This window comes from Hymenobacter qilianensis (genome assembly GCF_014489555.1).
Classification (GTDB): domain Bacteria; phylum Bacteroidota; class Bacteroidia; order Cytophagales; family Hymenobacteraceae; genus Hymenobacter; species Hymenobacter qilianensis.
Window position 1 is genome coordinate 2,689,613 of record NZ_CP060784.1, and the last position, 23,395, is coordinate 2,713,007.

At 54.8% G+C, this 23,395-nt stretch carries 28 protein-coding genes and 2 pseudogenes; 9 read left to right on the top strand and 21 right to left on the bottom strand.

Going from position 1 to position 23,395, the window contains the following annotated elements; translation table 11 throughout:
• Window positions 1-17: 17 nt before the first annotated feature.
• Entirely contained in the window at window positions 18-965 is a 948-nt protein-coding gene (locus H9L05_RS12425; protein WP_187731256.1) for a hypothetical protein, read from the bottom strand.
• Between the two features lie 131 nt (window positions 966-1,096).
• Here H9L05_RS12425 and H9L05_RS26135 point away from each other — a divergent pair, with 131 nt between their 5' ends.
• From H9L05_RS26135 to kdsA, 3 genes are read left to right on the top strand one after another with little or no spacing between them, the layout of a single operon-like run.
• Window positions 1,097-1,420, top strand: coding sequence for a class I SAM-dependent methyltransferase (locus H9L05_RS26135; RefSeq protein WP_317174944.1), 324 nt, complete (start codon window positions 1,097-1,099; stop codon window positions 1,418-1,420).
• On the top strand, window positions 1,372-1,695 hold the full coding sequence (locus H9L05_RS26140) for a class I SAM-dependent methyltransferase (protein ID WP_317174945.1): 324 nt from the start codon (window positions 1,372-1,374) through the stop codon (window positions 1,693-1,695). Before H9L05_RS26135 ends, H9L05_RS26140 begins: the two co-directional genes overlap by 49 nt.
• Window positions 1,696-1,709: 14 nt before the next feature.
• Entirely contained in the window at window positions 1,710-2,534 is an 825-nt protein-coding gene (gene kdsA / locus H9L05_RS12435; protein WP_187731257.1) for a 3-deoxy-8-phosphooctulonate synthase, read from the top strand.
• Between the two features lie 27 nt (window positions 2,535-2,561).
• Here kdsA and H9L05_RS26145 read toward each other — a convergent pair whose 3' ends face one another.
• The 3 genes from H9L05_RS26145 to apaG all read right to left on the bottom strand — a co-directional run bounded on the left by H9L05_RS26145 (window position 2,562) and on the right by apaG (window position 3,865).
• Window positions 2,562-2,816: a hypothetical protein gene (locus tag H9L05_RS26145; RefSeq protein WP_317174946.1), complete on the bottom strand. Its 255-nt coding sequence runs from the start codon at window positions 2,814-2,816 to the stop codon at window positions 2,562-2,564.
• A 41-nt stretch (window positions 2,817-2,857) separates the two neighbouring features.
• Window positions 2,858-3,295 carry an O-methyltransferase gene (locus tag H9L05_RS26150; protein ID WP_317174947.1) on the bottom strand — a complete coding sequence of 146 codons (438 nt, stop codon included), beginning with the start codon at window positions 3,293-3,295 and terminating at the stop codon, window positions 2,858-2,860.
• Window positions 3,296-3,478: 183 nt separating this feature from the next.
• Complete coding sequence (gene apaG, locus H9L05_RS12445) at window positions 3,479-3,865, bottom strand: Co2+/Mg2+ efflux protein ApaG (protein ID WP_133272011.1); 387 nt, start codon at window positions 3,863-3,865, stop codon at window positions 3,479-3,481.
• A gap of 107 nt (window positions 3,866-3,972) precedes the next feature.
• Between apaG and H9L05_RS12450 the strand changes: the two genes are divergently transcribed.
• Window positions 3,973-4,638 carry a uracil-DNA glycosylase gene (locus tag H9L05_RS12450; protein ID WP_187731258.1) on the top strand — a complete coding sequence of 222 codons (666 nt, stop codon included), beginning with the start codon at window positions 3,973-3,975 and terminating at the stop codon, window positions 4,636-4,638.
• 84 nt (window positions 4,639-4,722) lie between these two features.
• On the opposite strand, the gene lepB is transcribed toward H9L05_RS12450, so the two are convergent.
• From lepB to H9L05_RS26160, 7 genes are all read right to left on the bottom strand, one after another.
• The gene (lepB, locus tag H9L05_RS12455) at window positions 4,723-5,883 is read right to left on the bottom strand and encodes a signal peptidase I (RefSeq protein ID WP_187731259.1); all 1,161 of its coding nucleotides are present in this window, start codon (window positions 5,881-5,883) and stop codon (window positions 4,723-4,725) included.
• A gap of 149 nt (window positions 5,884-6,032) precedes the next feature.
• Entirely contained in the window at window positions 6,033-6,752 is a 720-nt protein-coding gene (gene dapB, locus H9L05_RS12460) for a 4-hydroxy-tetrahydrodipicolinate reductase (RefSeq protein WP_187731260.1), read from the bottom strand.
• Window positions 6,749-7,357: a DUF5683 domain-containing protein gene (locus H9L05_RS12465; protein ID WP_187731261.1), complete on the bottom strand. Its 609-nt coding sequence runs from the start codon at window positions 7,355-7,357 to the stop codon at window positions 6,749-6,751. Before H9L05_RS12465 ends, dapB begins: the two co-directional genes overlap by 4 nt.
• A gap of 55 nt (window positions 7,358-7,412) precedes the next feature.
• Complete coding sequence (locus H9L05_RS12470; RefSeq protein ID WP_187731262.1) at window positions 7,413-8,360, bottom strand: ParB/RepB/Spo0J family partition protein; 948 nt, start codon at window positions 8,358-8,360, stop codon at window positions 7,413-7,415.
• Between the two features lie 170 nt (window positions 8,361-8,530).
• The gene (locus H9L05_RS12475) at window positions 8,531-9,337 is read right to left on the bottom strand and encodes a ParA family protein (RefSeq protein WP_133272017.1); all 807 of its coding nucleotides are present in this window, start codon (window positions 9,335-9,337) and stop codon (window positions 8,531-8,533) included.
• Between the two features lie 99 nt (window positions 9,338-9,436).
• Window positions 9,437-9,811, bottom strand: a complete 375-nt coding sequence (locus H9L05_RS26155; protein ID WP_317174948.1) for an MBL fold metallo-hydrolase — start codon at window positions 9,809-9,811, stop codon at window positions 9,437-9,439.
• A 17-nt stretch (window positions 9,812-9,828) separates the two neighbouring features.
• Window positions 9,829-10,116: an MBL fold metallo-hydrolase gene (locus H9L05_RS26160; RefSeq protein ID WP_317174949.1), complete on the bottom strand. Its 288-nt coding sequence runs from the start codon at window positions 10,114-10,116 to the stop codon at window positions 9,829-9,831.
• Between the two features lie 93 nt (window positions 10,117-10,209).
• Here H9L05_RS26160 and H9L05_RS25060 point away from each other — a divergent pair, with 93 nt between their 5' ends.
• On the top strand, window positions 10,210-11,217 hold the full coding sequence (locus H9L05_RS25060; RefSeq protein ID WP_262892521.1) for an ABC transporter substrate-binding protein: 1,008 nt from the start codon (window positions 10,210-10,212) through the stop codon (window positions 11,215-11,217).
• Window positions 11,202-11,876: an ABC transporter substrate-binding protein gene (locus H9L05_RS25065; RefSeq protein ID WP_262892522.1), complete on the top strand. Its 675-nt coding sequence runs from the start codon at window positions 11,202-11,204 to the stop codon at window positions 11,874-11,876. The genes H9L05_RS25060 and H9L05_RS25065 overlap by 16 nt, the downstream gene beginning before the upstream one ends.
• Before the next feature lie 171 nt (window positions 11,877-12,047).
• Here H9L05_RS25065 and yidC read toward each other — a convergent pair whose 3' ends face one another.
• From yidC to H9L05_RS12495, 4 genes and pseudogenes are all read right to left on the bottom strand, one after another.
• Window positions 12,048-12,923, bottom strand: coding sequence for a membrane protein insertase YidC (yidC, locus tag H9L05_RS23635; protein ID WP_223284948.1), 876 nt, complete (start codon window positions 12,921-12,923; stop codon window positions 12,048-12,050).
• Window positions 12,917-13,336, bottom strand: a complete 420-nt coding sequence (locus H9L05_RS23640) for a hypothetical protein (RefSeq protein WP_223285002.1) — start codon at window positions 13,334-13,336, stop codon at window positions 12,917-12,919. The genes yidC and H9L05_RS23640 overlap by 7 nt, the downstream gene beginning before the upstream one ends.
• Window positions 13,337-13,449: 113 nt before the next feature.
• Window positions 13,450-14,121 (bottom strand): annotated as a pseudogene (locus tag H9L05_RS23645) (hypothetical protein); the annotation flags it as partial.
• Window positions 14,122-14,161: 40 nt separating this feature from the next.
• The gene (locus tag H9L05_RS12495; protein WP_187731263.1) at window positions 14,162-15,811 is read right to left on the bottom strand and encodes a CTP synthase; all 1,650 of its coding nucleotides are present in this window, start codon (window positions 15,809-15,811) and stop codon (window positions 14,162-14,164) included.
• 238 nt (window positions 15,812-16,049) lie between these two features.
• Here H9L05_RS12495 and H9L05_RS12500 point away from each other — a divergent pair, with 238 nt between their 5' ends.
• The 3 genes from H9L05_RS12500 to H9L05_RS12510 all read left to right on the top strand — a co-directional run bounded on the left by H9L05_RS12500 (window position 16,050) and on the right by H9L05_RS12510 (window position 18,241).
• Window positions 16,050-17,426 carry a D-alanyl-D-alanine carboxypeptidase/D-alanyl-D-alanine-endopeptidase gene (locus H9L05_RS12500; protein WP_187731264.1) on the top strand — a complete coding sequence of 459 codons (1,377 nt, stop codon included), beginning with the start codon at window positions 16,050-16,052 and terminating at the stop codon, window positions 17,424-17,426.
• A gap of 199 nt (window positions 17,427-17,625) precedes the next feature.
• Entirely contained in the window at window positions 17,626-17,856 is a 231-nt protein-coding gene (locus tag H9L05_RS12505; protein ID WP_187731265.1) for a hypothetical protein, read from the top strand.
• On the top strand, window positions 17,804-18,241 hold the full coding sequence (locus H9L05_RS12510) for a nucleotidyltransferase (protein WP_187731266.1): 438 nt from the start codon (window positions 17,804-17,806) through the stop codon (window positions 18,239-18,241). Before H9L05_RS12505 ends, H9L05_RS12510 begins: the two co-directional genes overlap by 53 nt.
• 23 nt (window positions 18,242-18,264) lie before the next feature.
• On the opposite strand, the gene serA is transcribed toward H9L05_RS12510, so the two are convergent.
• From serA to H9L05_RS12530, 6 genes and pseudogenes are all read right to left on the bottom strand, one after another.
• Window positions 18,265-20,166: a phosphoglycerate dehydrogenase gene (gene serA / locus H9L05_RS12515; protein ID WP_187731267.1), complete on the bottom strand. Its 1,902-nt coding sequence runs from the start codon at window positions 20,164-20,166 to the stop codon at window positions 18,265-18,267.
• Between the two features lie 171 nt (window positions 20,167-20,337).
• The gene (locus H9L05_RS12520) at window positions 20,338-21,054 is read right to left on the bottom strand and encodes a DUF421 domain-containing protein (RefSeq protein WP_187731268.1); all 717 of its coding nucleotides are present in this window, start codon (window positions 21,052-21,054) and stop codon (window positions 20,338-20,340) included.
• Between the two features lie 89 nt (window positions 21,055-21,143).
• The gene (locus tag H9L05_RS26880; protein ID WP_394368427.1) at window positions 21,144-21,290 is read right to left on the bottom strand and encodes a DUF2179 domain-containing protein; all 147 of its coding nucleotides are present in this window, start codon (window positions 21,288-21,290) and stop codon (window positions 21,144-21,146) included.
• Between the two features lie 137 nt (window positions 21,291-21,427).
• Window positions 21,428-22,048, bottom strand: a pseudogene (locus tag H9L05_RS12525) (YitT family protein); the annotation flags it as partial.
• Window positions 22,049-22,165: 117 nt separating this feature from the next.
• Complete coding sequence (locus H9L05_RS23650) at window positions 22,166-22,450, bottom strand: serine hydrolase domain-containing protein (protein ID WP_223284397.1); 285 nt, start codon at window positions 22,448-22,450, stop codon at window positions 22,166-22,168.
• Window positions 22,396-23,337 (bottom strand): serine hydrolase domain-containing protein, encoded by a 942-nt coding sequence (locus H9L05_RS12530; RefSeq protein ID WP_223284398.1) that lies wholly within the window; start codon window positions 23,335-23,337, stop codon window positions 22,396-22,398. The genes H9L05_RS23650 and H9L05_RS12530 overlap by 55 nt, the downstream gene beginning before the upstream one ends.
• Window positions 23,338-23,395 lie beyond the last annotated feature (58 nt).

A 23,395-nucleotide genomic window follows, 5' to 3' on the forward strand; every position in this document is an offset into this window, starting at 1 on the left:
GTGAAATGATCTGCGGCTTACTTCAGGGTGAAGGTCGATTTGCCGATCATCACGCCTCCTTCATACAGCTCAACGGTGTGAAGACCCGTTTTGTAGGCTGCGCCTTTCGCGTACACAAACTGCACGGGCTGACGGGTATTATCATACACGATGTCCTGCTTGGCCGTGTAGAAGGCCTCGGAGCCATCAATCATGAAAGTGCCACCGCCGGTGCTTAGGTTATACAGCGCCGAGCCGTCGGGCTCCACGAGGCGCATCATAATCTGCTTGGTTTCCTTAGGCGATACGTCGTTGCGGGCAAGGTTGAAGGTCACCTTGATTTTCTCTACACGCTTGGCTTTGAACTCGTTATCGTCGTCGTCCTTCTCTTTGTTCCGAGCGTTAATCACGTTCACGCGAATATTGTCGGCCTGAAGGCGGGAGGCCACCGCTACTTTCTCCGAAAGCTCCTGGTTGGTGCGAGCGATAGTCGAAATGGTGTCGGTGAGCTTGTTCTGACGCTCTTTCAGCGTGGTAGTTTCCGTGTACAATACTTCGTTGTCGGCTTTCAGCTGAGCAATTTCCTCGTCCTTTTTGCGAAGTTGCTGCTCCAGGTTGGTGGCGCGGTTGCGGAAGCGGGCTTGCTCGGCCAGCGAGAAGCTGCCTTTGCGGAAGGAGCGAAGCTTCAGCAAGTCAGAGTTGATGGTAGCAATGCGGGCTTCCAGCGAGTCATTGGCAAGGCCCATGGCCTGTACTTCCTGGCTTTGACGCTCAAAATCGGCTTTGAGGGTCTCGTATTGTTTGATTTGTTCTTCAAGCCGGACATCCTTTGCCTTTACCTCGGCTGTCAGCTGTTCATTTTGCTTGCCTTTCTGATTGTTCATGTAGAAAAGCAGGGCATTGATACCGGCCAGAACCAGAAATAGAGCCACTATCAGCAAAAGACGGCTCTTGTTTTTAGGCTCCGTGTTTTCGTTTTGTTCCATTGAGGAAGGGGATTGGTTAATTAATGTGGAAGTACGCGGCTAGTTAGGACGGTACGCTACCTTTACGCACAAAAATAAAGGACTTACCCACGTGGGCAAGTTTCGGCACTAAATACTCCATTTGCACGAATATGGATTTACTGCTTGATGAGACCTATTGGCGTACCCGGTATGCTACCGGCCAAACCGGCTGGGATGTGGGAGCCATAACGCCCCCATTACAGGATTATTTTAAGCAGTTAGGGCCACCCGATAATCGGCGTATCCTTATTCCAGGCGCGGGGAGGGCGTATGAAGCCGAATACCTGCACCGCCAAGGCTTCAGCGAGGTGTTCGTAGCCGACCTGGCGCCGGAGGCACTGGAAGCGCTGCAGCAGCGTGTGCCCAGCTTCCCTGGGGGCATTTATTGCAGCAAGATTTTTTTGCGCTGTCGGCTGAGCCCCCTTATGATTTAATTGTAGAGCAGACGTTCTTTTGTGCATTGCCCCGCACGCTTCGTCCGGATTATGCTCGGCAGTGCGCGCATTTATTGCGGCCGGGGGGCAAATTAGTGGGCTTGCTATTCGAGGCAGATTTTGGCCCCTCATCCGAACCACCTTTCGGTGGCACCCGCTCGGAGTACCGAGCGTACTTTGAGCCGTATTTCAAGTTCATTCACTTCGATACTGCGTACAACTCCATCCGGCCCCGGCAGGATAGGGAGTTGTTTATTTGTTTGGAGAAAAAGTAATCAAAACCCTGCTCATGTTTAATTCTCTCGCCAACGCGCTCCCCCATTTTCGCAACACCAACTCCGGTCAGTTCTTTTTGATGGCTGGTCCCTGTGTCATTGAGGGTGAAGACATGGCCTTGCGCATCGCCGAGCGTGTGCGCCACATCACGGACAAGCTGCAAATTCCTTACATCTTCAAAGGCTCTTACCGCAAGGCAAACCGGTCGCGCCTCGATTCTTATACTGGTATCGGTGACGAAACGGCGTTGCGCATCCTGCAAAAAGTAGGGCGCGAAATCGGGGTGCCGACCGTCACGGATATTCACGAGTCGGATGAAGCGGCTCTCGCGGCCGAGTACGTGGATGTCCTTCAGATTCCCGCCTTTCTGTGCCGCCAAACCGATTTGCTCTTGGCTGCGGCCAAAACCGGCAAGGTGGTCAACATTAAAAAAGGTCAGTTCCTGTCGGGCGAGGCCATGCAGTTTGCCGTGGATAAAGTGCGGCAGTCGGGCAATGAGCACGTGGTGCTCACCGACCGCGGCAACTCTTTTGGCTACGCCGATTTAGTCGTTGACTTTCGCAATCTGCCCGTGATGCAACGCTTCGATGTGCCCGTGGTGATGGACGTGACGCACTCACTGCAACAGCCTAACCAAGCCAGCGGCGTGACTGGTGGTCAGCCGGCCCTCATCGAAACCATCGCCAAAGCCGCCATTGCTGTTGGCGCCGATGGCTTGTTTATCGAAACGCACCCGACGCCCGCCACTGCCAAATCGGATGGCGCTAACATGCTGCCTCTGGATCAGTTGGAGGCATTGATGGTGAAGCTCACACGAGTGCGGGATGCAATTCGGTAATCAAAACGACTCAGCGTGCCGTTAAGCTTAGGCCGAAAGGCGGCGAGCCCGGTCTAACAGCTTATCCATCACATGATCGAAACGGAGTGAGAAATGCTGCTTCGGCTGGTTTTTCCTGAAAAATACCAAGCCCATAAAAAACAGGTCCACGGTCAACATCACTTCCGGGTGCGCTTTGATGGCTTCCCAGGCCTTCTCCATCTCTGCTGACCAATGAATGTCGTCGAGGACGAACACGCTTTGGTCGGTGCGGCAGGCGAGGCACTGCTCGAAGTAGCGCACCGTAGGCTCGTAGCGGTGGTTTCCGTCGAAAAAGGCAAAGTCTATGGGGCAGATAGTGCGGCTAGGGTAGGGGCAAGGGTATCATCGAGGTTGCCTTCGATAAGCTCCACAGTGCGCAGACCTAAGCTATTGAATGTTTCGCGAGCTACGGCAGCGGTGGCCGGGCAGCCCTCAAACGTAATTATTCGGCTTTTGCTGTTTGCCGTAGCCAAGTATGCAGTAGTCAGGCCCAGCGACGTGCCCAACTCCAGCACCGTGCGCGGCTGAAAATGATTCACCAACCGAAACAGAAGCTGCCCGAGCTGCCGCGGCTTGGCGGCGGTGCGGGCAATGTCGCGCACGCGGCGCTGCCGACCGGCGCCCGTATGGGAGCCGGCCCCGAAGTCGGTTACGGTTATAATCTGCTCACTGGCTAGTAATTCGGTGCGGCAGTGCTCAACATCCTCGTAGCGGGCAAAAAAGCCGGTATGGCGCACCACATTATTATATAACGCAAAAACGAACGGGGAATGCAAGCCGTGCGCATTCCCCGAGCGGAGCAAAAATCGGATGTAACTGAATGCTTGGTAAAGCAAGAAGTTGAATGGCTAAATGGGTGGATAGCTACATGGCTGGTCGTTGAACGATTAACCATTTAACCACTCAGCCATTTGACCTGAAGTCTAATTTAGGCGATACGGCACAACCAGCGTAAATTCTGGTATCTCAACCGTGAATTCGCGGCCGTCGGCGAGGCGCTCCATTTGGTAGGTGCCGCGCATTTTGCCAAGGCCGGTTTTGAGATTACACCCTGACACGTACTGATGAGCCTCGCTGGGTTCTAATACAGGTTGCTGACCTACAACACCTTCGCCCTCCACTTCGCGTACGACGCCGTTAGCATCATAAATGTACCAATGGCGACGGAGCAACTTTACGGTGTACTCGCTGTTGTTGCGAATATCAATTTTATAGGCAAACACGTAATGTTCCTGGCCGGGGCTGGAATAATCGGGTAGATAGTTGGTCGTAACACTAACGGTCACTCCCTGCGTAGTGGTAGTATTCATGGCGCCTGTGCGGTTCGGTGGATAACTAACAGCCGTTCTTGGAATTTGGTTTATCTACGCAAGCCGCCTGCAGAAAGGCTTGCCGAACCCGTAAAAATCTTTTCCCTATGTCCATAAAGATAGAAGAAAGCTGGCGCAAAGTACTACAAGACGAGTTCGAAAAGCCCTATTTTCAACATCTTATCGCTTTTGTAAAAGGCGAGTACGCCACAACTACCGTGTATCCGCCTGGGGGGCAAATTTTTCATGCCTTTGAGGCCTGCCCTTTCGACCAGACCAAAGTCGTGATTTTGGGCCAAGACCCGTATCATGGCCGGGGCCAAGCGCATGGGCTGGCCTTTTCGGTAGCAGATGGCGTGCGCACGCCGCCTTCTTTGCAAAACGTTTTCAAGGAGCTCCAGGCCGATCTGCCCGAAACTCCGCCGGCTCCCAACGGCAACCTCGACCGCTGGGCCGAACAAGGTGTGCTTTTGCTTAATGCTACGCTTACTGTTCGGGCTGCTGAGCCGGGCTCCCACCAAAAAAAGGGCTGGGAGCAGTTCACAGATACGGTTATTCAGCGCGTTTCAGAGCAGAAAGAGCACCTGGTATTCATTCTGTGGGGCGCTTATGCTCAAAAGAAAGTGGAGCTGATTGATGAGAAAAAACATCTGGTTCTGAAAGCTGCGCACCCTTCGCCCTACGCCGCCGACCGTGGCTTCTTTGGCTCTCGGCCCTTCAGCAAAACCAACGAATATCTGCGTCAGCACGGCTTAGAACCAATTAAGTGGTAAAGTAGCGTTTGATGTTTGCTCTCTTAATCAAAAAAGCCCCCAGAATTGTTCTGGGGGCTTTTTTGATTCCAAATCGAAATTGACTTAGTGGATAATATCGAATAGACGGCTCCAACGGATTTTACTGAAGAAATCAGCGTAAGGATCTACGGAGAGCCAAATCAGAACGGCCTTGCCTACGATGTGATCTTCGGGCACAAAGCCCCAGTAACGCGAGTCGAGCGAGTTGTGGCGGTTGTCGCCCATCATGAAGTAGTAGTTTTGCTTGAAGGTGTAGCTGGTGAGCGGCTTGCCATTCTGCGACAACACTCCATTCGCGTACGTCACGCCTTCATTGCGCTCGTAGCGCATGATGATTTTCTGATAGATAGCCGTGTTCTGCGGCGTAAGCTCCACGGTCTGGCCTTTCTTCGGGATTTGCAGCGGACCGTAGTTGTCGCGGTTCCAAGGAAAAGCAGCCGTAGGCGTGCTGTGTGGGTAGTCAGGGTTGTTCGGGAAAACTTCTGATTCAGCTTGGCCCGGCTGCGCTACTTCTTCCACCACACCTTTAATGAAGGGCTGCAGCTTGAAATAAGCTGCTATTGTAGAAGTAGTATTTACCACGTAAGCCGGTCCAATAGCTGTTGTTTGCGCCTGGGGCACACCGTTAGGCGTGTTGGAGTCCGTTACACCCAAATCCTGGAATACCTTATCGCGCACAGGCTCAGCTACCTGTAAGTAATAGCTGGATTGCATTTGTGGCGGATTCTCAAGCGGCTGACCGTTGATATGCACCTGCGTTTTCTTTATTTCCAGTACATCACCGGCTACAGCTACGCAGCGCTTAATGTAATTGGTACGCAGGTCGGCAGGGTGCTCGCTCTCGAAAGGAATGTTAAAAACGACAACATCACCACGCGTTACCTCCGAAAAACCGGGCAAGCGGTAGGAGGGAAGCTGAATGGCATCGGAATAGCTCTTAATGTTCGTGCCCCAGATAGTTTGGTGGGTAAGTGGCACCTGCAGAGGTGTTTGGGGCGTGCGCGGACCGTAGTGCAGCTTGCTCACAAACAGATAATCGCCGACCAGCAGGGAGCTTTCCATGGAAGGCGTCGGGATGGTGTATGCCTCAAAAGTGGCCCAGCGAATAAGCGAGGCTACCACCACGGCAAAGAGAATGGCGTCGCCCCACTCCCGCAAAAAGCCCTTCGGCTTTTTTGGTGCTGCTTCGGTAGTGGAGGTTTTCTCCCAGAATTTTACGGCCATAAATCAAGACGAAAACGGACAGCACGCTGCCCAAGCAAAGCAAGGATACAATTGAATGATTAAATATCCGAATTAATGAAGGAATGTGCTTTGTATAGGTCAGACACTGAATAATCGACAAATAACACGCATCATAATATAGTGCGTTCCTACAATCCGAGTAGCTCCTTCATGCCAAATACACCCTTGCGGCCTGGCAGCCATTCGGCGGCTAGCAACGCTCCCTGCACGAATCCATCACGCGTGTGCGCCTCGTGCTTTAGCTCAATGGTGTCGGCGGGGGATGAGTACGTAACAATGTGTGTACCAACTACTTGGCCTGTCCGCTCCGAAAGTACAGCCAGTTCTTGCGGAGCAGAAGTAGGCTCGTTGCGCCAGATGGTCTTGGTCGGAAAGTGACGAATGATAGATTCGGCGGCGGTAAGAGCGGTGCCGCTGGGCTGATCTACTTTCTGCGTATGATGAATTTCGCGCACCTGCACATCGTAGCCCCCGAAGTGGTGCATTTTGGCGGCGATGTATTCGTTGAAATGGAAGAACAGGTTCACGCCCACACTGTAGTTAGAAGCGTAAAAAAGCCCCCCACCCGTTTCCTTGCATAGGTCGCGGGCTTCCTGAAAATGGTGCAGCCAGCCCGTGGAGCCACAAACAACTGGAAGTCCCTGGCGCAGGGCAGCACTCACATTGGCGAAGGCAGCATCTGGATGGGTAAACTCAATGGCGGCGTCAACGGTTGTAGCGTCAAAGTCGGAGATGCGCGCGCCGGGCCGCGAGGGGTCCACGATGCCAGCAATCTGGTGGCCTCGGGCAATAGCCTGGGCCTCAATGGCCTGGCCCATTTTGCCGTAGCCAATCAGCAGCAATTTCATTTTGTTGAGCGGGTAGTAGACTTCAAATTTAAACTAAGATTGATGCCGGCTGTGGGCTGCGCCGTGGGCATGTAGAGCATCGTGGGCTCCAAGCGCAGACTTAGATCGTCACTGACGTCGAAGTCGCGTAAGTGGGCATCCACGAGGGCATCAACCACGCCGATTGCGTAAGCCACGGCTGAAAAAGCAATCCACTTGTCGCGGTTACGACGGTAGATAATCAAACCGCGGTCGATGGTCGCATTGTCCTCGATCGTACTGGAAAGCGGGCCGGTATCAATGGTCAAAGGGTCGTTATCATTGCGGGCTGCTTTTGCTTCCCGAAACTCTTTAAAGCGACTTTGAAAGTGAAATTCCACCGTAAGAGCCGTACCTAACACGCCGTACACAATCGGTAGCTTCCAGTATTTGCGGTTGTAGATCTGGCCGGCACCGGGCACCAGCGCCGACAGCATGGCAGCCTTGCCTGGCCGCGTCAGGTGAAGCCCGAATAGCCTCTCGGTGCGCCGCGTGGTATCAGCTACCGCTGGGGTGCTGACCTGAGTCGAATCGGAACCTGCAGTAACTACCTGGGCTTGCGCCGACTGGGCCAGTGGGGCTCCCACTAAGCATAACAAAATCGCCGCTTTCCAATGCCCAGTCATCTGCCGTTGCTACCTACTAAGACGGTTGAAGAATATGAAGAATGCGCTGCATGTCTTCCACCGAGTCAAACGCAATTCTGATCTCGCCATTGCCCTGCGGATTTGGCTTCACCTGCACCCGGCTGCCGAAGCGGTCGGAGAGGTGACGCTCCGTGCGGCGCAACTCGGCTACGGGAACTGGCTGTGGGGCGTTTTCGGGAGCTTTCTGACCAGGCGTAGTGGCCGGAGCACTGGCCGCACCGCCACCACGTACAATCTGTTCTACACGACGCACCGACAGGTCTTCGGCCACAATGCGACGATATAGCATCAGCTGCTGCTCGGCATCCTCAATGTTGATGAGGGCGCGAGCATGACCCATCGAAATTTCGGCGTCGCGCAAGCCGATCTGGATGTCGGGGGGCAATTTCAGCAGCCGCAGGTAGTTAGTTACCGTTGAGCGGTTTTTGCCCACCCGGTCGCCGAGTTCTTCCTGCTTTAGGCTGCACTCGCTTACCAGTCGCTGGTAGCTCAGGGCAATTTCTATCGCGTTAAGATTCTCGCGCTGAATATTCTCAATCAGGGCCATTTCCAGCATTTGCTGGTCATCGGCCTTGCGGATATACGCCGGAATTGTGTCCAGGCCGGCCAGCTTGGAAGCCTGCAAACGCCGCTCGCCGCTGATGAGCTGATAAGAATTGGTGCCCAACTGGCGCACGGTTACGGGCTGAATAATGCCCTGAATCCGAATAGACTCAGCCAATTCCTGCAATGCCTGCTGGTCGAAGTGCGTACGCGGCTGGTACGGGTTAGCCTCGATATGATTCACCGAAATGAAGCCCACCGAATTAACCGGATGCGGCACCAGCCGTTCACCTTTTTTCTCGTAGCTGCCTTCAATAAGGGCATTTAGCCCGCGACCTAAGCCGCCAATTTTGCGCTTCGGAACTGATGCGGGAGTTTTTTCTTCGTTCTTCTCTGACATACCTACTAACAGCCTGAGCCCAGTACCGGGCCAAAGCGGGATTCAAAAATACACAAACGCCGGGGAAGGACCTGAAATTTTACCTCCCGCTGCTTTCATTGCCCTAAAACGAAAGCTGGCAGATGGAACACCACCTGCCAGCTTTCGTTTTTTCATCGGTTAATCAGACCTTAAGCTGCTTCATCCTCAGCTGCTTCCGGGTCGGCAGCTACCGAGTTCTTCTCCACAATCTCGCGGGCTAAGTTCAGGTAGCTAATTGAGCCTTTGCTGTCCGCATCGTGCAGAATGACCGGAATACCGAAGCTCGGCGACTCGCTCAGCTTTACGTTGCGCGGAATGATGGTATCGAAGACGAGTTGCTGAAAGTGGAGCTTTACTTCCTCTACCACTTGATTAGAGAGGCGCAGGCGCACATCGTACATCGTCAGCAGAATTCCCTCAATTTCCAGCTCCGGGTTAAGGCGGCTCTGAATGATTTTGATGGTATTCAGCAATTTGCCCAAGCCTTCCAACGCGAAGTACTCGCACTGCACCGGAATAATAACGGAGTGCGCCGCCGTAAGGGCGTTCACCGTTATTAAACCTAAGCTCGGCGAGCAGTCAATAATGATGAAGTCATACTGATCAGCCAGTGGCCGCAGCGCCTCTTTCATCTTCTCTTCCCGGTTAGGCAGATTGATCATCTCCACTTCCGCTCCCACCAAATCGATGTGGGAAGGCATAAGGTCGAGGTGAGGCAAGATGTTGGTTTGCAGAATGATATCCTGAGCATTGATGCCATCTACCATGCACTCATAGATGCTGTTCTGAATATCCTTGGGGTCGAAGCCAACACCGGAAGTAGCGTTGGCCTGTGGGTCGGCGTCAACGAGCAGAGTACGGTATTCCAAAGCCGCCAAGCTAGCTGCAAGGTTGATGGATGACGTGGTCTTTCCCACTCCACCCTTCTGATTGGCTACCGCGATAATTTTTCCCATGTGGGTTTATTCTTACTTGTTTAATAGCTGATATTCTAAATAGTAAAAGGCTGATTGCTGATGTTATAAATCAATCGTTCAGCCTTTTAACTAGTTGAATTACAACTCCATTGTCGACCCGATGGCCATCAACACTAATTCTTTTCCGGCTTGCGTGGCCTGTTCGCGGGCCGCGTCGTGGTCGATTTTAATAGGCGGGAAAGTATCGTAATGCATGCCGATAAATTGGCGGACCCCTACCCAGTTGGCCGCTTCGATTGCATCGTCAACGCCCATGGTGAAGTTATCACCAATGGGCAGAATAGCAAAATCCAGTTCATGCCGCTCATTAATGAGCTTCATGTCGTAGGTGAGGGCGGTATCGCCGGCGAAGTAAAAGTTTTTCTCGGTGGTTTCAATTACAAAGCCAGCCGCTAAGCCCCCGTAGGAGCCATCAGGCATAGAACTAGAGTGAGCAGCGGGCACTAGCTTCACAGTACCGAAGGGCAGCTTTATTTTGCCCCCAGGTTCATTTTGTAGTTGGCTTTCAAGCCTTTCGCTTCAAACCAGCTGAGCACTTCAAACATCCCCACCAACTCAGCACCCGTGCGCTTACCTATCTCTTCTGCATCGGCTACGTGGTCGCCGTGGCCGTGGCTGAGCAAGATAAAATCAGCCTCAATTTTCTCGACGTCAATGTTCTTCGCTAACTCATTAGGACGAATAAAGGGGTCGAAGAGCACTTTGGTGCCGCCAATCTCAGCCAGGAAGCAGGAGTGGCCGTAATAGGTCAATTTCATAAATAAAGCGAAGCGGAAAGGAGCGGTCAGACGCCAATTTAGCGTTACACTTGCACCGAACTTAGCACAAATATACACTGTTTCGCCTTTCTCATGTTTCCGTTTTTGCGTCGTTTTGCTGGTTTTGCCCTTCCGTTGCTCACGGCATTAGCTAGCTGCGGTGGCCCAAGTAGCCCTACCGACGAGCGCCGCGTTTTCCGTTATAACCAGCCAGAAGCCCTCAGTTCGCTTGACCCTGCTTTTGCCCGCAATCAGGCTAATACATGGGCCGTGACGCAGTTATATAATGGCTTGGTAGAGCTCGACGACCAACTAAAACCCGGCCCCGCTCTGGCCCGGCACTACGATATTTCGTCTGATGGCCGCCGCTATACATTCACGCTTAGGCCTAATGTATACTTCCACGACAGCGAGGTATTTCCGGGGGGCAAAGGTCGGCGCGTAACGGCTCAGGATTTTGTGTACAGTTTTCGTCGGCTGCTCGATCCTGTTACGGCCAGCACTGGCGGCTGGATTTTCAGGGGCAAAGTGCTGGAAAACGCCGCGGGCGAGCCTTCGGATACGGCCTTTGTGGCAGTGAACGATAGCACTGTGCGAATATATTTGCAGGAGCCGTTTATTCCCTTTCTGAGCATTCTGACGATGCCTTACGCCTACGTGGTGCCCCGCGAGGCAGTGCAGCGCTATGGCAAGGACTTCCGGGAGCACCCGGTAGGTACGGGGCCGTTTCAGTTTAAGGATTGGGACGAAGGCAATGCGATTGTTTACCACCGCAATCCACGCTACTGGCGCAAGGATGCGCAGGGTCAGCCGCTGCCGTACCTGGATGCCGTCCAAATATCCTTTATCCAGGATCGCAAAACCGAGTTTCTAACGTTTCAGCAGGGTAAGCTTGACTTTGTGAGCGGCATCAGGGCCGGCTCGCGCGACTTGATTTTGCACCCCGATGGCACTGTCCGCGAAGATTTTGAGGGCAAGTTCCGCTTTGAGAAAGTGCCATATCTGAACACGGAATATCTTGGAATTCAGCAGGATCCTACTAATCTGCGGGGGAGGCGGCGAATCCTGCGCTGCGCGATAAACGGGTGCGCCAGGCCTTAAGCTACGCGCTCAATAAGCCTGAATTGATTGCTTATTTCCTCAATAATGTGGGCCGGCCCGGCAACTCAGGGTTTGTGCCGGCTTCTTTGCCGTCGTTTAGCGAGAAGCTGGTTCCCGGCTACACCTATCAGCCCGAAAAGGCCCGCGAGCTACTGAAGGCCGCTGGCTATGGGGTTGGCAAAGCACTGCGCCTGCGCCTGGGTACGGTGGCTGAAACCAAGGAAATAACAGAGTATCTGCAGAAGAAATGGGCGGAAGTGGGCGTGCAGGTGACCATCGATGTGAGTCAGGGGGCGGCTCATCAGGAGAATGTGGATAACGGACGTGCGGCTTTTTTTACTAAGTCCTGGCTGGGCGATTATCCGGATGCGGAAAACTATCTGGCGCTGTTTTACAGCAAGAACTTTTCGCCCGCCGGCCCCAATAAAACGCACTTTAAAAATGCCGCTTATGACCGCCTCTATGAACTCGCCCAACTGGAGCAGGATACGGAGAAGCGCTACGATCTATACCGCCAGATGGACCGCATTATAGTGGAAGAAAGCCCCGTTATTCCGCTGTATTACGATGAGGTAGTGCGACTTACGCAAAACAACGTGCAGGGCCTGAAGCCAAACCCAATGAATCAGCTGGTACTGGAGCGGGTGCGGAAACTATAAAGCAACCGCTAGTTTGAGCCGCCCTTGGGATGTAGCGCGAAGCGGAAGCTTCGCGCTATATGTGCCTAAGCAATGACCCGGACGATTCGCCAAGCCAAACTACAAATCAGCCTTCACAAAAAAGCCCCCAGAACTATTCTGGGGGCTTTTTATATAATGCTATAGCTTACTTTACTTGTTCTTCGACTTTGCTGGACCCTGCTTGCGGGCTTCGGCTTCGCGCTCCTGAGCGGTTTTCATGGCTTCGGCGAGGCGGGCCTGGAAGCCGCCGGGCTTTTTGTCCTTGTTCTTCACCTTGTTGGCTTCAAGCTGAGCCCGCAGCTTGGTTTCGTCCACGAAGCGGCGGGTAAGGGCTTGCTGGCCAAAGGTGATGACGTTGGAAACGAAGTAGTACCAAGTGAGGCCGGCCGCGAAGCTGTTCAACACGAACAGGAAAATCAGCGGCATCAGGTAGCTATAGAACTTCATGGGGCCCTGCATGGCGGTGTTGAGCTGGTTGCTTTGCCAGGTCATCAGCAGGGTGGAAGCTGTCATCAATAGCGTAAACATACTGATGTGGCTGCCATAATAAGGAATGGCGAAGGGCAACGTCGCAAATACGTCATAGCTACTCAGGTCTTTGGCCCACAAAAACGCCTCTTGCCGCAGCTCAATTGAGTTTGGGAAGAAGTTGAACATGGCAAACAGAATGGGCAGCGTGAGCAGAGTGGGAATGCAGCCGCTGAGCGGGCTCACGCCCATAGACGTGTAGAGCTTCATGGTTTCGCTCTGCACTTTGGCCTGGTCGTCGCCGTACTTCTCCTTAATCTCGTCCAGCTCCGGCTTCAGCACCTTCATGCGCGCCTGCGACACGTAGGTTTTGTACGTCAATGGCCAGGTAACCAGCTTAATAAGCAGCACCAACAGCGCAATGATAATACCGTAGCTGCTGATAAACTGCTCCAGGAAATGGAACACTGGAATCACGATGAAGCGGTTCATCCAGCGGAAAATACCCCAGCCCAGGTACACGTTGCGGTCAAAGCCGGGCGCCACTTCCTTCAGAATCTGGAAGGAGTTAGGGCCAAAATAGTAGCGGAACTGACCTTTGCCCCCAGCACATCGGCGGCCGGAATCGTAAGCGTAGTGCTTAACGTTTTGATGAACTTGTTGGTCGAATCGGCAGCGGCGGGCACCGTCGAGTTGAATTTGCCGGTGCTGAACTGGTTTTCGGCAATCAGGCCCGCCACGAAGAAATCGTGCTTATGCGCGGCCCACTTCACGGGCTCGTTGATAACGATTTCCTCAGGGTCTTCGCTGGCCTCGGCCAGCGAGCCATCGTCGTCGTTAGCCAAGTAATGGTTGATGGTGGTGTGGTTGCGGTTCTGGGCGCGGTCTTGCTCCGTCTGGCGGACGCGGTCCAGGAAGGTGAGCGTGATCGGCTCCTGGGCAATGACGTTGCCCAGGCCCGTGAAGCGCATCTCGTAGGCCAGCTGATAGTTGTCGTTATACAGCGTGTATATCTGCTCAATTTGCCCCCAGCCACAGCGGCGGTGAAGGTTAGACGCTGGCCTGGGCGGTTGGCATCGGCAGTAGGCTGAGGTGCGCTTGGCTGAAAGTACAGGTCTGAAAAGCGTACTGTGCGGCCGTCGGTAATTCGAAAGCGGGTATCAATCTTAGCGCTTTCCTTATCCAGCAAATCGAAGGGCTGACCGAAGAAGGTCTTGTACTTGTTCAGGCGTACGGCTTGCACCTGCCCGCCTTTGGTCGAAAAAGTTACTGACAAGTCTTCGTTGCTCAACTGCACATCCTGGGCGGTGCCTTGTGCTGCGGTGGCGAAAGCGCCGAATGCCTGCGCCTGCGCGGCCGAGTCGAGGGGAGCAGGTGTAGCGGCGGCCGCTGTATCTGCCGACTGAGCCGGGGCGGTAGCAGCGGCAGTGGTGGGCTTAGCGGGGGCTTTTTCCGGCTCCGACTTCGGCGCGAAGAAAAACAGATAGATGAGGAGCAAGGCCGAAATCAAAAACAGGCCGGTTGCTGAGTTCTTGTCCATTGAAGGGGAAATAAATGCGAAGGTGTTCGGTACTAAGGAAATAGCCGGGAAAAATGCCCCCAGCGCGCGACGCTTGTGAGCAATAATTCGGCAACGCTGCTGCAAAGGTCGGTAGTGGCAGCTTATTTTATGCAGAAGTAGAAAAATCGGACGAGGTGACAGGGAAACTGCCCTGTTGTTACAAGCAAGGAGAGGAACCTGGCTGAGTAGTAACATGAACTCAACCAAATTCCTCTCCTTGTTCTTAATCAATTAGTTACAGCTCATTCTTGTGGTGCTGAATGGCAGCCCGCACGAAGCGCACAAATAAAGGATGCGGGTTCTCAACGGTGCTTTTCAGCTCGGGGTGAAATTGCCCGGCCACAAACCACGGGTGGCCGTTCAGCTCTATCACTTCCACCAAGCCAGTGCCGGGATTAACGCCGGAAGCCACCATGCCAGCAGCTTCAAATTGCTGTAGATACTCGTTGTTGAACTCGTAGCGGTGCCGGTGGCGCTCACTGATGTGGTTACGACCATAGGCTTTGGCTGCTTTGGAGCCGCGGCGCAGGTCGCAGTCGTAGGCGCCGAGGCGCATGGTACCGCCTTTCTGCGTGATATTCTTTTGCTCCTCCATCATGGCAATGACGGGAGTGGGCGTCAAGGGGTCCATTTCGGTAGAGTTGGCGTTGGGCAGGTTCAGCACGTGGCGCGCAAACTCTACCATGGCCACCTGCATACCCAGGCAGATACCGAAGAAAGGAATGTTGTTCTCGCGGACGTAGCGCACCGCGCACACTTTGCCCTCAAAGCCCCGCTCGCCGAAGCCTGGCGCTACCAGCACGCCATCGACGCCTTGCAAGAGCTGCCCAACGTTTTCGGGCGTAATATGCTCCGACTGAATGCTGCGCAGGGTCACTTTGCACTCGTTTTGAGCACCAGCGTGCACGAATGACTCGTTAATAGACTTGTAGGCGTCGGGCAACTCTACGTATTTGCCAACCAAGGCAATGGTCACTTCCTCGGTTGGGTTTTTTAGTCGGCCCAAAAAGTCCTTCCACACTTCCAAATCGGGCTGCTGGGCGCCGCCTGTAAGCTTTAGGCGTTTAATTACTCGCTCATCGAGTTGCTCCTTGCGCATGAGCAGGGGCACGGAGTAAATGCTATCGGCGTCTAGGCTTTCAATAACCGAGTTGATTTGGACATTACAGAAGAGCGCTATTTTGCGACGCATCTCCAGCGGAATCGGGTGCTCAGAGCGGCACACCAGAATATCAGGCTGCAAGCCGGCCTCGCGCAAATCGCGCACTGAGTGCTGCGTAGGCTTGGTTTTTAGCTCACCGGCCGCCTTCAGATAGGGCAGCAGCGTGAGGTGAATTACCAGCGAATCATTGGGGGGCAATTCCCAACGCAACTGGCGTACGGCCTCCACAAATGGCAGGCTTTCAATGTCACCAATGCAGCCCCCGATTTCGGTGATGATGACGTCAAATTCGTCGCCTTGGCCCAGCAGCAGCATGCGCCGCTTAATCTCGTCGGTGATGTGGGGCACCACCTGCACGGTTTTGCCCAGGTAAGCACCCTCGCGCTCCTTGCTGATTACATGGTTGTAGATGCGGCCCGTGGTCACGTTGTTGGCCTGCGACGTGGGCGTGTTCAGGAAGCGCTCGTAGTGACCCAGGTCGAGGTCGGTTTCGGCCCCATCATCCGTCACAAAGCATTCGCCGTGCTCATAAGGGTTGAGCGTGCCGGGGTCGATGTTGATGTAGGGGTCGAACTTCTGGATGGTGACGCGGAAGCCGCGGGCCTGCAGGAGCTTGGCGAGGGAGGCAGAAATGATGCCCTTGCCCAGGGAGGAGGTCACCCCGCCGGTGACAAAGATGTACTTGGCCGTTGCAGTCGGGGAGGAGGTATTTCGGTCTGGCATAACGGGAAACAAAGTTAGCGGGAATATCCGGGGCCACGAAGCTTTTTTGCGCTAAGCCCGTCAGATGCTCAGCAAATCGTTGTTTGTAGGGCCAAGCTTGGCTCTGCCGTCCTTGGGTTCGCGCTACACTCCTGCAACTCTTCAAGCCTGGAATAAAGTGCAGAATCATTGCGAAAAAGCCCCTAGCGCTTCATTTACGGCATTATTTTGTGCATATTGCGGTAATAACTCTCTAGCAATGCTGCCGTACTCCCGTTTGCTCGCCTTCTTGATTTTGCTGCTGCTGCCTCTAAGCGCCGCCGCGCCGCGCTACGGGGTTTCGAGCGACGATGAGGAGGCCGAGATGAGTTCTAACCGCGGCAAAGGGCCGCGCTGGCTGAATAAAATGATTGCCGAATCGGTGGTGCTGCGCCAGCATCAGGTGGGTATTTCGATTACCGAAGTCGCCTCGGGCGAAAAGCTGTACGAGCTGAATGCTGACCGCTATTTCACTCCGGCCAGCAACATGAAGCTCTTCAGCTTTTATGCTGGTCTGCACCTGTTGGGCGATTCTCTGCCCAGCCTGCGCTACGTTGTGCGCGGCGACTCCCTGCTGTTCTGGGGTACCGGCGACCCCACGCTACTGCACGGCGATGTGCCCTCGCGGAAAGCGTTTGACTTTCTGCAAAACCGGCCCGAGAAGCTTTTCTATCGGGAAATTCCGATGACCGAGGCCGCCTTTGGGCCCGGCTGGAGCTGGGACGATTACAACTACTACTACCAGCCCGAGCGCTCGGCATTTCCGGTATATGGCAATGTGATTCGCTTCTATGCTGGCCCAAACCGGCGGCCGTCCGTGCGGCCTCGTTTTTTCAATCCGGTAGTGAAAGAAGCCCCGGCCGGTTTTCCGCATCCCGCCGACGACCATGTGCGCCGTGAGCTAACCGACAACCGCTTCGTTTACTTCACTTCGCCCAAGAAATGGATAGACGAAACACCGTTTCGCCCAAGCTCGCAGCTGGTGCTTCAGCTGTTGCAGGACACCTTGCGCCGGCCCGTGCTAAATGCCTCCTGGCGACCTGTGCGCCCGCAGGAAGCCGTACGTACGCTAGCGGGCTTGCCCGTTGATTCGCTGTACCGGCGGATGCTGCAAGTCAGCGACAATCTTTTGGCGGAGCAGCTGCTGCTTATGTGCTCCGCGCGCCTGCGCGCCGATTCTTTGAGCACCCAAAGTGTTATCAAGGCTGTCAGCACACAGTATTTGCAAGATCTGCCCGACGCCCCACACTGGGTAGATGGCTCTGGCCTTTCCCGCAAAAACCTGATTACGCCCCGCACGCTATCAGCTTTGCTGCTCAAGCTGCACCAGGAAGTGCCGGAGCCCCGCTTAATGAGCCTGCTGGCGGCTGGTGGTGGCCACGGTACGCTGCGCCGCGTGTACCGCGACAAGGCCGGGCCGTGGTTTTGGGGCAAGACCGGCACGCTCAGCAACAACCACAACGTATGTGGCTACCTCAAAACGAGGAAAGGTAAGCTGTTGGCTGTCAGTTTTATGAACAATAACCACGTGGCAGAGACGACTGTGGTGCGCCATGAAATGGAGCGGGTATTGAAAGAAGTGCGCGAGCGGATGTAGGAGCGCGTTGCAACGCGCTCACCAGCCTGGCCGGGTGGTACCACTATCGTTGAACAAGACGGCTGGGGCGCTTTTTTACTGAAACCGCAGCCGCTATTTCAACTTCCGCTACGCAAGCAACGTCTGCAACGATAGTGGTGCCACGACAAAAAAGGTGTGGCCCCACGCCGTTCTACAGGTATTATATATTTTTACCTCTATGCAGCCCATTATCAAAACCCGCAGCAAGGCCGAGGCGGAGGAAGCCCAGCGCCGCTATTTCTGGTCGCTGACGCCATACGAGCGAGTGGCGCTGGCCGTAAAGCTGAACCGGCAGGCGCGGGCTATTTACGCGGCCAATCCGGCCAATTCGTCGCTTGATTTTGCCCCCCACCAACATGGAAGACGAGTACTTAAATCTACTACGCCTATTCCAAGAGATCGGCGTTGAGTACGTGGTAGTGGGGGGCTACGCCGTCATTGCCCACGGTTTTCCGCGCACCACCGGCGATCTGGACATATTGGTGCGGCCTTCAACTGCCAATGCCCGCCGGGTTGTTCAGGCCCTTGAGCGTTTTGGCTATACTGACGGCGAGTTTGAGGAAACGGATTTTACGACGGTTCCTAACTTCATTTCCTTTGCTTCCAATGGCGTGTGGATTGATCTGATGACACAACTGTTGGGAGTAAGTTTAGAGGATTGCCTTAATGGAAGCCTGGAATTAACTTTCGCTGGTGTGCCAGTACAGCATATCAGCCTAGCTGCTCTGCGGCAAACCAAGCGGGCCACCGGGCGCCCCCAGGATCTGCGAGACTTAGAGAATCTGCCTGAGTAGTAGCTGAAGTTGGCTATGTTACTTTAATACAGCACCCGAAACTTAATCGTGTGCTCCACCTTGCGCAAGGCTCCAATTACCTCCGGCGCATATTCCTTGTCAATATCAGTAATCACGTAGCCGATGTGCTCGTTGGTTTTGAGGTATTGACCGAGAATATTGACCTGATGATCCGCCAATAGATTGTTGATGCTGGCCAGTACGCCGGGCACGTTGGCGTGCAGGTGAATAAGACGATGCGCCTGTTGCACAGGCAGTTGTATATTAGGCAGATTCACGCTTTGTTGGGTGTTGCCAGTATTCACGTAGCCCATGATGCGCTCGGGCACAAACTCGGCGATGTTGCGCTGCGCTTCGGCCGTACTGCCGCCGATGTGGGGCGTGAGCAGCACGTTGGGCAAGCCGCGCAGCTCGCTTTCGAAGATTTCGTGGTTGGTTTTGGGCTCGTAAGGAAACACGTCGATGCTGGCGCCGCCCAGGTGGCCGCTGCGGACGGCGTCGGCCAGGGCCGGAATATCCACGATGTGGCCGCGGCTGAGGTTGAGAAAAATGGCCCCCGGCTTCATCAAAGCGAATTCCTCGGCGCCAATGAGGTTCTTGTTCTCGGCGCGGCCATCTACGTGCAGCGTCACAACGTCGGCTTGCTGCAAAAGCTCCTGCAAGGTGCGGCACTTGACGGCGTTTCCGAGCTGAAGCTTTTCGGCTATGTCATAATAAAGCACCTGCATGCCCACCGCTTCGGCCACCACCGAAAGCTGGCTGCCGATGTTGCCGTAGCCCACAATACCCAGCTTTTTGCCCCGAATCTCGAAGCTGCCGCGGGCCGATTTGTCCCACTCGCCCTGGTGCATCTTTGGGTTCTTGTCAGGAATACGGCGGGCCAGCACGATGATTTCGCCCAAAGCCAGCTCCACAACGGAGCGGGTGTTAGAGAAAGGGGCGTTGAACACAGCCACGCCCTTTTTCATGCAGCCTACTAAGTCAATTTGGTTGGTGCCGATGCAAAATGCCCCCACGGCAATCAGGCGGTTGGCGGCTTCCAGCACGCGGGGCGTAACCTGCGTTTTGGACCGGATTCCGAGGATGCTGACGCCGGCAATGCGCTCTACCAGTTCATCTTCGTCGAGGCCGCCGGGCACGCTTTCCACCTGGTAGCCTTCCTGGCGGAACAGCTCGGCGGCGCGGGCGTCGGGGTTTTCGAGCAGGAGTACGCTGATGCGGTTTTTGGGGTAGCTGAGCGTCATGGGAAGCTTATTTTGGTAGAGAAACTCGTCGAAGGACGGGATGACTTCGTCGGCCTGGGCTACTACGGCGGCGCGGGCCACGTTTTCGGTGAAAGCGTAGAATCGGTTGGCGAGGCCGGCTTCGCGCATCTGATAATCGGTGTAGCCGTCGCCGAGCACGTACACATCGCCGGCCAGATCGAGCTGCCGGAGCTGCTCGATTTTGCCCCCGTCGCGGCTGAGCACGTTATCGGGGTCGAAGCCTGTAATTTGCCCCCCAGCGTCGTAAGTGAAGGTATTGGCCAGCACGAATTCGGGCGCGATGTCGAAATCGGCTACTACGGGCTCAATAAACTCGCGAAAGCCGCTGCTCACAATGTATATGCGGCCCCGAAACCGCTCAAAAAAGCTGCGGTTGCGCACGATGCTGTCCGAAACTTTGGTTTTGAGCTGGGCCACCAGCAAGGGCAGATGCTCGCGCCGCGCCTCCAGCAGCGCCAGGCGCTGCTTTAGCGACTCCGAGAAGTTCAGTTCCCCACTCATCCCCCGATCCGTAAGGGCCCGAATCTGCCCCACGATTTTTTCGCGTTCGGGATGATGCTGGAGGGCAATATCCGCCAGCTCATCCAGCCCTTCGACCTGGGTAAAGGTGCTGTCGAAGTCGATGATAAGGTAGGGCAGAGGCTGGGTTACGCTGGACATATTGGGGGGCAAATTAGCGCTGTAGATGTAACTAAATGGCGCTTAAAGCCAAGTTGAGGACTGGCCACAGCAATCTATAATTTCTAAGAATAGACAAAGCCAATGACTACAGCAGCTTGACTGTGACGCCGCAATAATACCACATGAAGTAAAGGGAGCCGCAAAAACTTCTTATGCAATCCGGCGCGTGGCGCAAGCGGGCACCCAGGCGTCGTGCTGGCAGACGATACACTTGGTTGCTTCGCCACGGGCCAACTCCTGCACATGAGCACACTGGGCGCAGGCATGAAAACCGGCTTCTTGGGCCCGGCGGCGCGTGTCGGCTACTCGCTCGGGCCAGATGGGCAAGCCGGGCCGCACGTCTTGGTCTTCATAAAAGTAGAGGCTAATGTCGCCGGTGGCTTCAATGTAAGCGCGCCGAACCTGGCCCAGATGCTCGACCTGGAGTTGGCGCATTTCGCCGAAAAGCTCTTTCTGGGTTAGATTCTGCTTGTTGAAATTCTCTAAGCGAATTTCACCATTTTCCACCAAGAGCACAGGAGCGCCTTCCAGCCAGTCGCTAAAGCCAGGATACCGCTCGGTCAGACGGTTGAAGAACAGATAAAGGCCCGACACCACCAAGAATACCACGAGCACGTGCAGAATGGGCACATCTTCGTAGAACATGGCATCGCCGGCGGCCGAACCCAGCGCCAGAATAATGCTCAGCTCAAAGAGGGAAAGCTGCCGTACGCCGCGCCGACCCGTAACGCGCAGAGCGCCAATAATGAATAGGTAAGTAAGTACGCAGCGAAAGGCTATTTCTAGCAAAAAGAGAGGCGGCGCGTCCTCGGACAAAAAAATACGGTTCCAGTCGAAGGGCTCAACAGGGGCAGCAAGAAATAGCATAGAGGCAGATAAAGGCTTCTGCGCTAACGAAGTAGTGCAACTTATTGTTGAGCTACAGGTGCCGCCCACCTGACTTTTTCTCGCTTCTTTTAATGAAACGGGCGCTTTTTGACCATGCCACCTTCCGCATCATCTATATGGTGCTGAACAACAAAGGCTTGCGGGTCGAGGCGACGTATCTCGGCGCGGAGAGCAGGAAGCTCAAGGCGCGTGACCACGGTAAACAGGATATCCATTTCCAGGTCTGTACTCCCCGATTACCGAAGCCGCGCTTGCCCTGATAGATGGTTACGCCCCGCCCCAGATTGGTAGTAACGGCCTGCCGGATGGCTTCACTTTGGGCCGAAATAATGGTAACGCCTGTGTATTGCTCTATGCCATTGAGCACAAAATCAAGCGCCTTGGAAGCTGATACATAGGTTAGAATAGAGTACAGCGCCACCTGCACGCCCAGAATAAAAGCGGCAATGCCAAAAATTACGATGTTGAGCAGCAGAATAACGTCGCTGACCTTGAGCAGGGAGCTGCGCTTGCTGATGAGGAGCGCAGCCACCTCCGTGCCATCGAGCACCGCCCCGCCGCGCATGGCCAGGCCAATGCCCGCGCCAATAAACACTCCCCCAAATACCGAAGTCAGGAAGAAATCGGGGGTGACATCGGGGTAGGGCACCACGGCCAGGCACAACGCCAGTCCAGCAATAGCTATGGCGCTTTTAATCGCGAATGCTACCCCTATCTGGCGGTAGCCCAGCAGCAGAAACGGAATGTTTATGATGATGAGCAGCCAGGATAGCGGAATGCCCAAAGTGGATGAGAGCAGCATAGAAACCCCCGTGACGCCGCCATCGATGAAATGACTGGAAAGCAAAAAACCCTTTAGCCCAAAGCCGGCAGACAGAATACCAACCAGTACTAAGCCTGTATTTTTGATTCGGCGACTCATTGACAACGCTGGGATGTCGAGGGAGGCGGTGGAGGAAGCAGATCCAGACATAAAAGGGGATTGAAACAGGATAATGGCTGAGAAGCCCCCCAGAGGGCAAGCTCTACTGTAATGGTAGGGGCGTGGTCTGCCATACGGGAGCGTTTTGCAAACGCTATATAGCAAAGCTTACTCCCGTACCGCCGCCAGTATCCGCTTGATCAGCTCATCGGGTTTGCCATCGTGCCAGCGCCATACAACGACGATATCATGCTCAGGGTCAATCCAGATGGTGTTGGAGCCGGCCCCGAGAGCGGCGTAGCTAGTGGCTGGGGCGCTCGGCCAGGCTTTCTGCTCCGTATTCAGCCACCACAAATAGCCATAGTCGGGGCCGACGGGGCCGCGGGTAGTGGCCTGCTTTATCCAGCTGGCCGGCACGAGCTGTTTTGCCCCCCAGCGACCCTGGCGCAGCATGAGGTAGCCAAAGCGGGCCTCGTCGCGGGTGCTGATCCAGAGGCCGCCCCCCAGCGCGTGCCGCCGCTCACGGAAGGCATCACCTTACCATCAATTTCGACGATAGAATTGCGATAAGGAACCCATTTCCAGGTGTCGGATGCCCCGATAGGAGTCATGATTTCATCCCGAAATACGTCCGGCAGCGGCTTGCGCCAAAGCTGCAACAAGGACAGCGCCATGCGATTGATGCGCACATCGTTGTACTCGTAGTATGTGCCGGGCGGCTGGAGGGCGCGGGGCTTCCGTTCGCCTTGTCCAAAGGCTTCCTTGCCAATAAAATTGACGTTTTTGCCCCACAGCGCGCCGGCCCACTCGCTGGTCTGGCGCAGGTGATGCTCCCAGGTAATGGACCGGTTCTGCTCGGAGGCGTAGCTGCCGTCTTTGATGTAATTGGCCACCGGGTCGCGCACATCTTTGATAATGCCCTTCTCTACTGAAAGCCCCACAATAGTCGATAGCACGCTTTTGGCCACGCTGTAAGTGGGGTCAGCGGCTTTGGTATCGCCCCACTCCGCCACGATGTAGCCATGACGCAGAATAAGGCCATTGGTGGCGGCCCGGCTGGGGGGCAATGGGCCAAGAGGCTCGCCAAAAATCTCCTTTTGGGTGGAGAAGTCGGGCTTCATCTGGGTGGTTTCCTGCTGCTTGGCAAAGGCTACAGCCTGTTCCAGCAAGGCCGCATCCATGCCTGCCTGTGCGGCTTCTTTGCGCTGCCAGGCGTCGCCGGCGGCGGGGAAGTAGAGGTCGGTTTGGGTCTGGGTGGTTTGCTGCGCGGTTTGGGAAGGCGTTTTGGCGCAGCCCAAAAAGGTGAGAAGAACGAAGAGATAGTAGGGGGTGTGGCGCATGGGGGGCTTTTTCAGGACAGCCAAAGATGCTTAACTTTCCCCATGTAGTGTATGATTT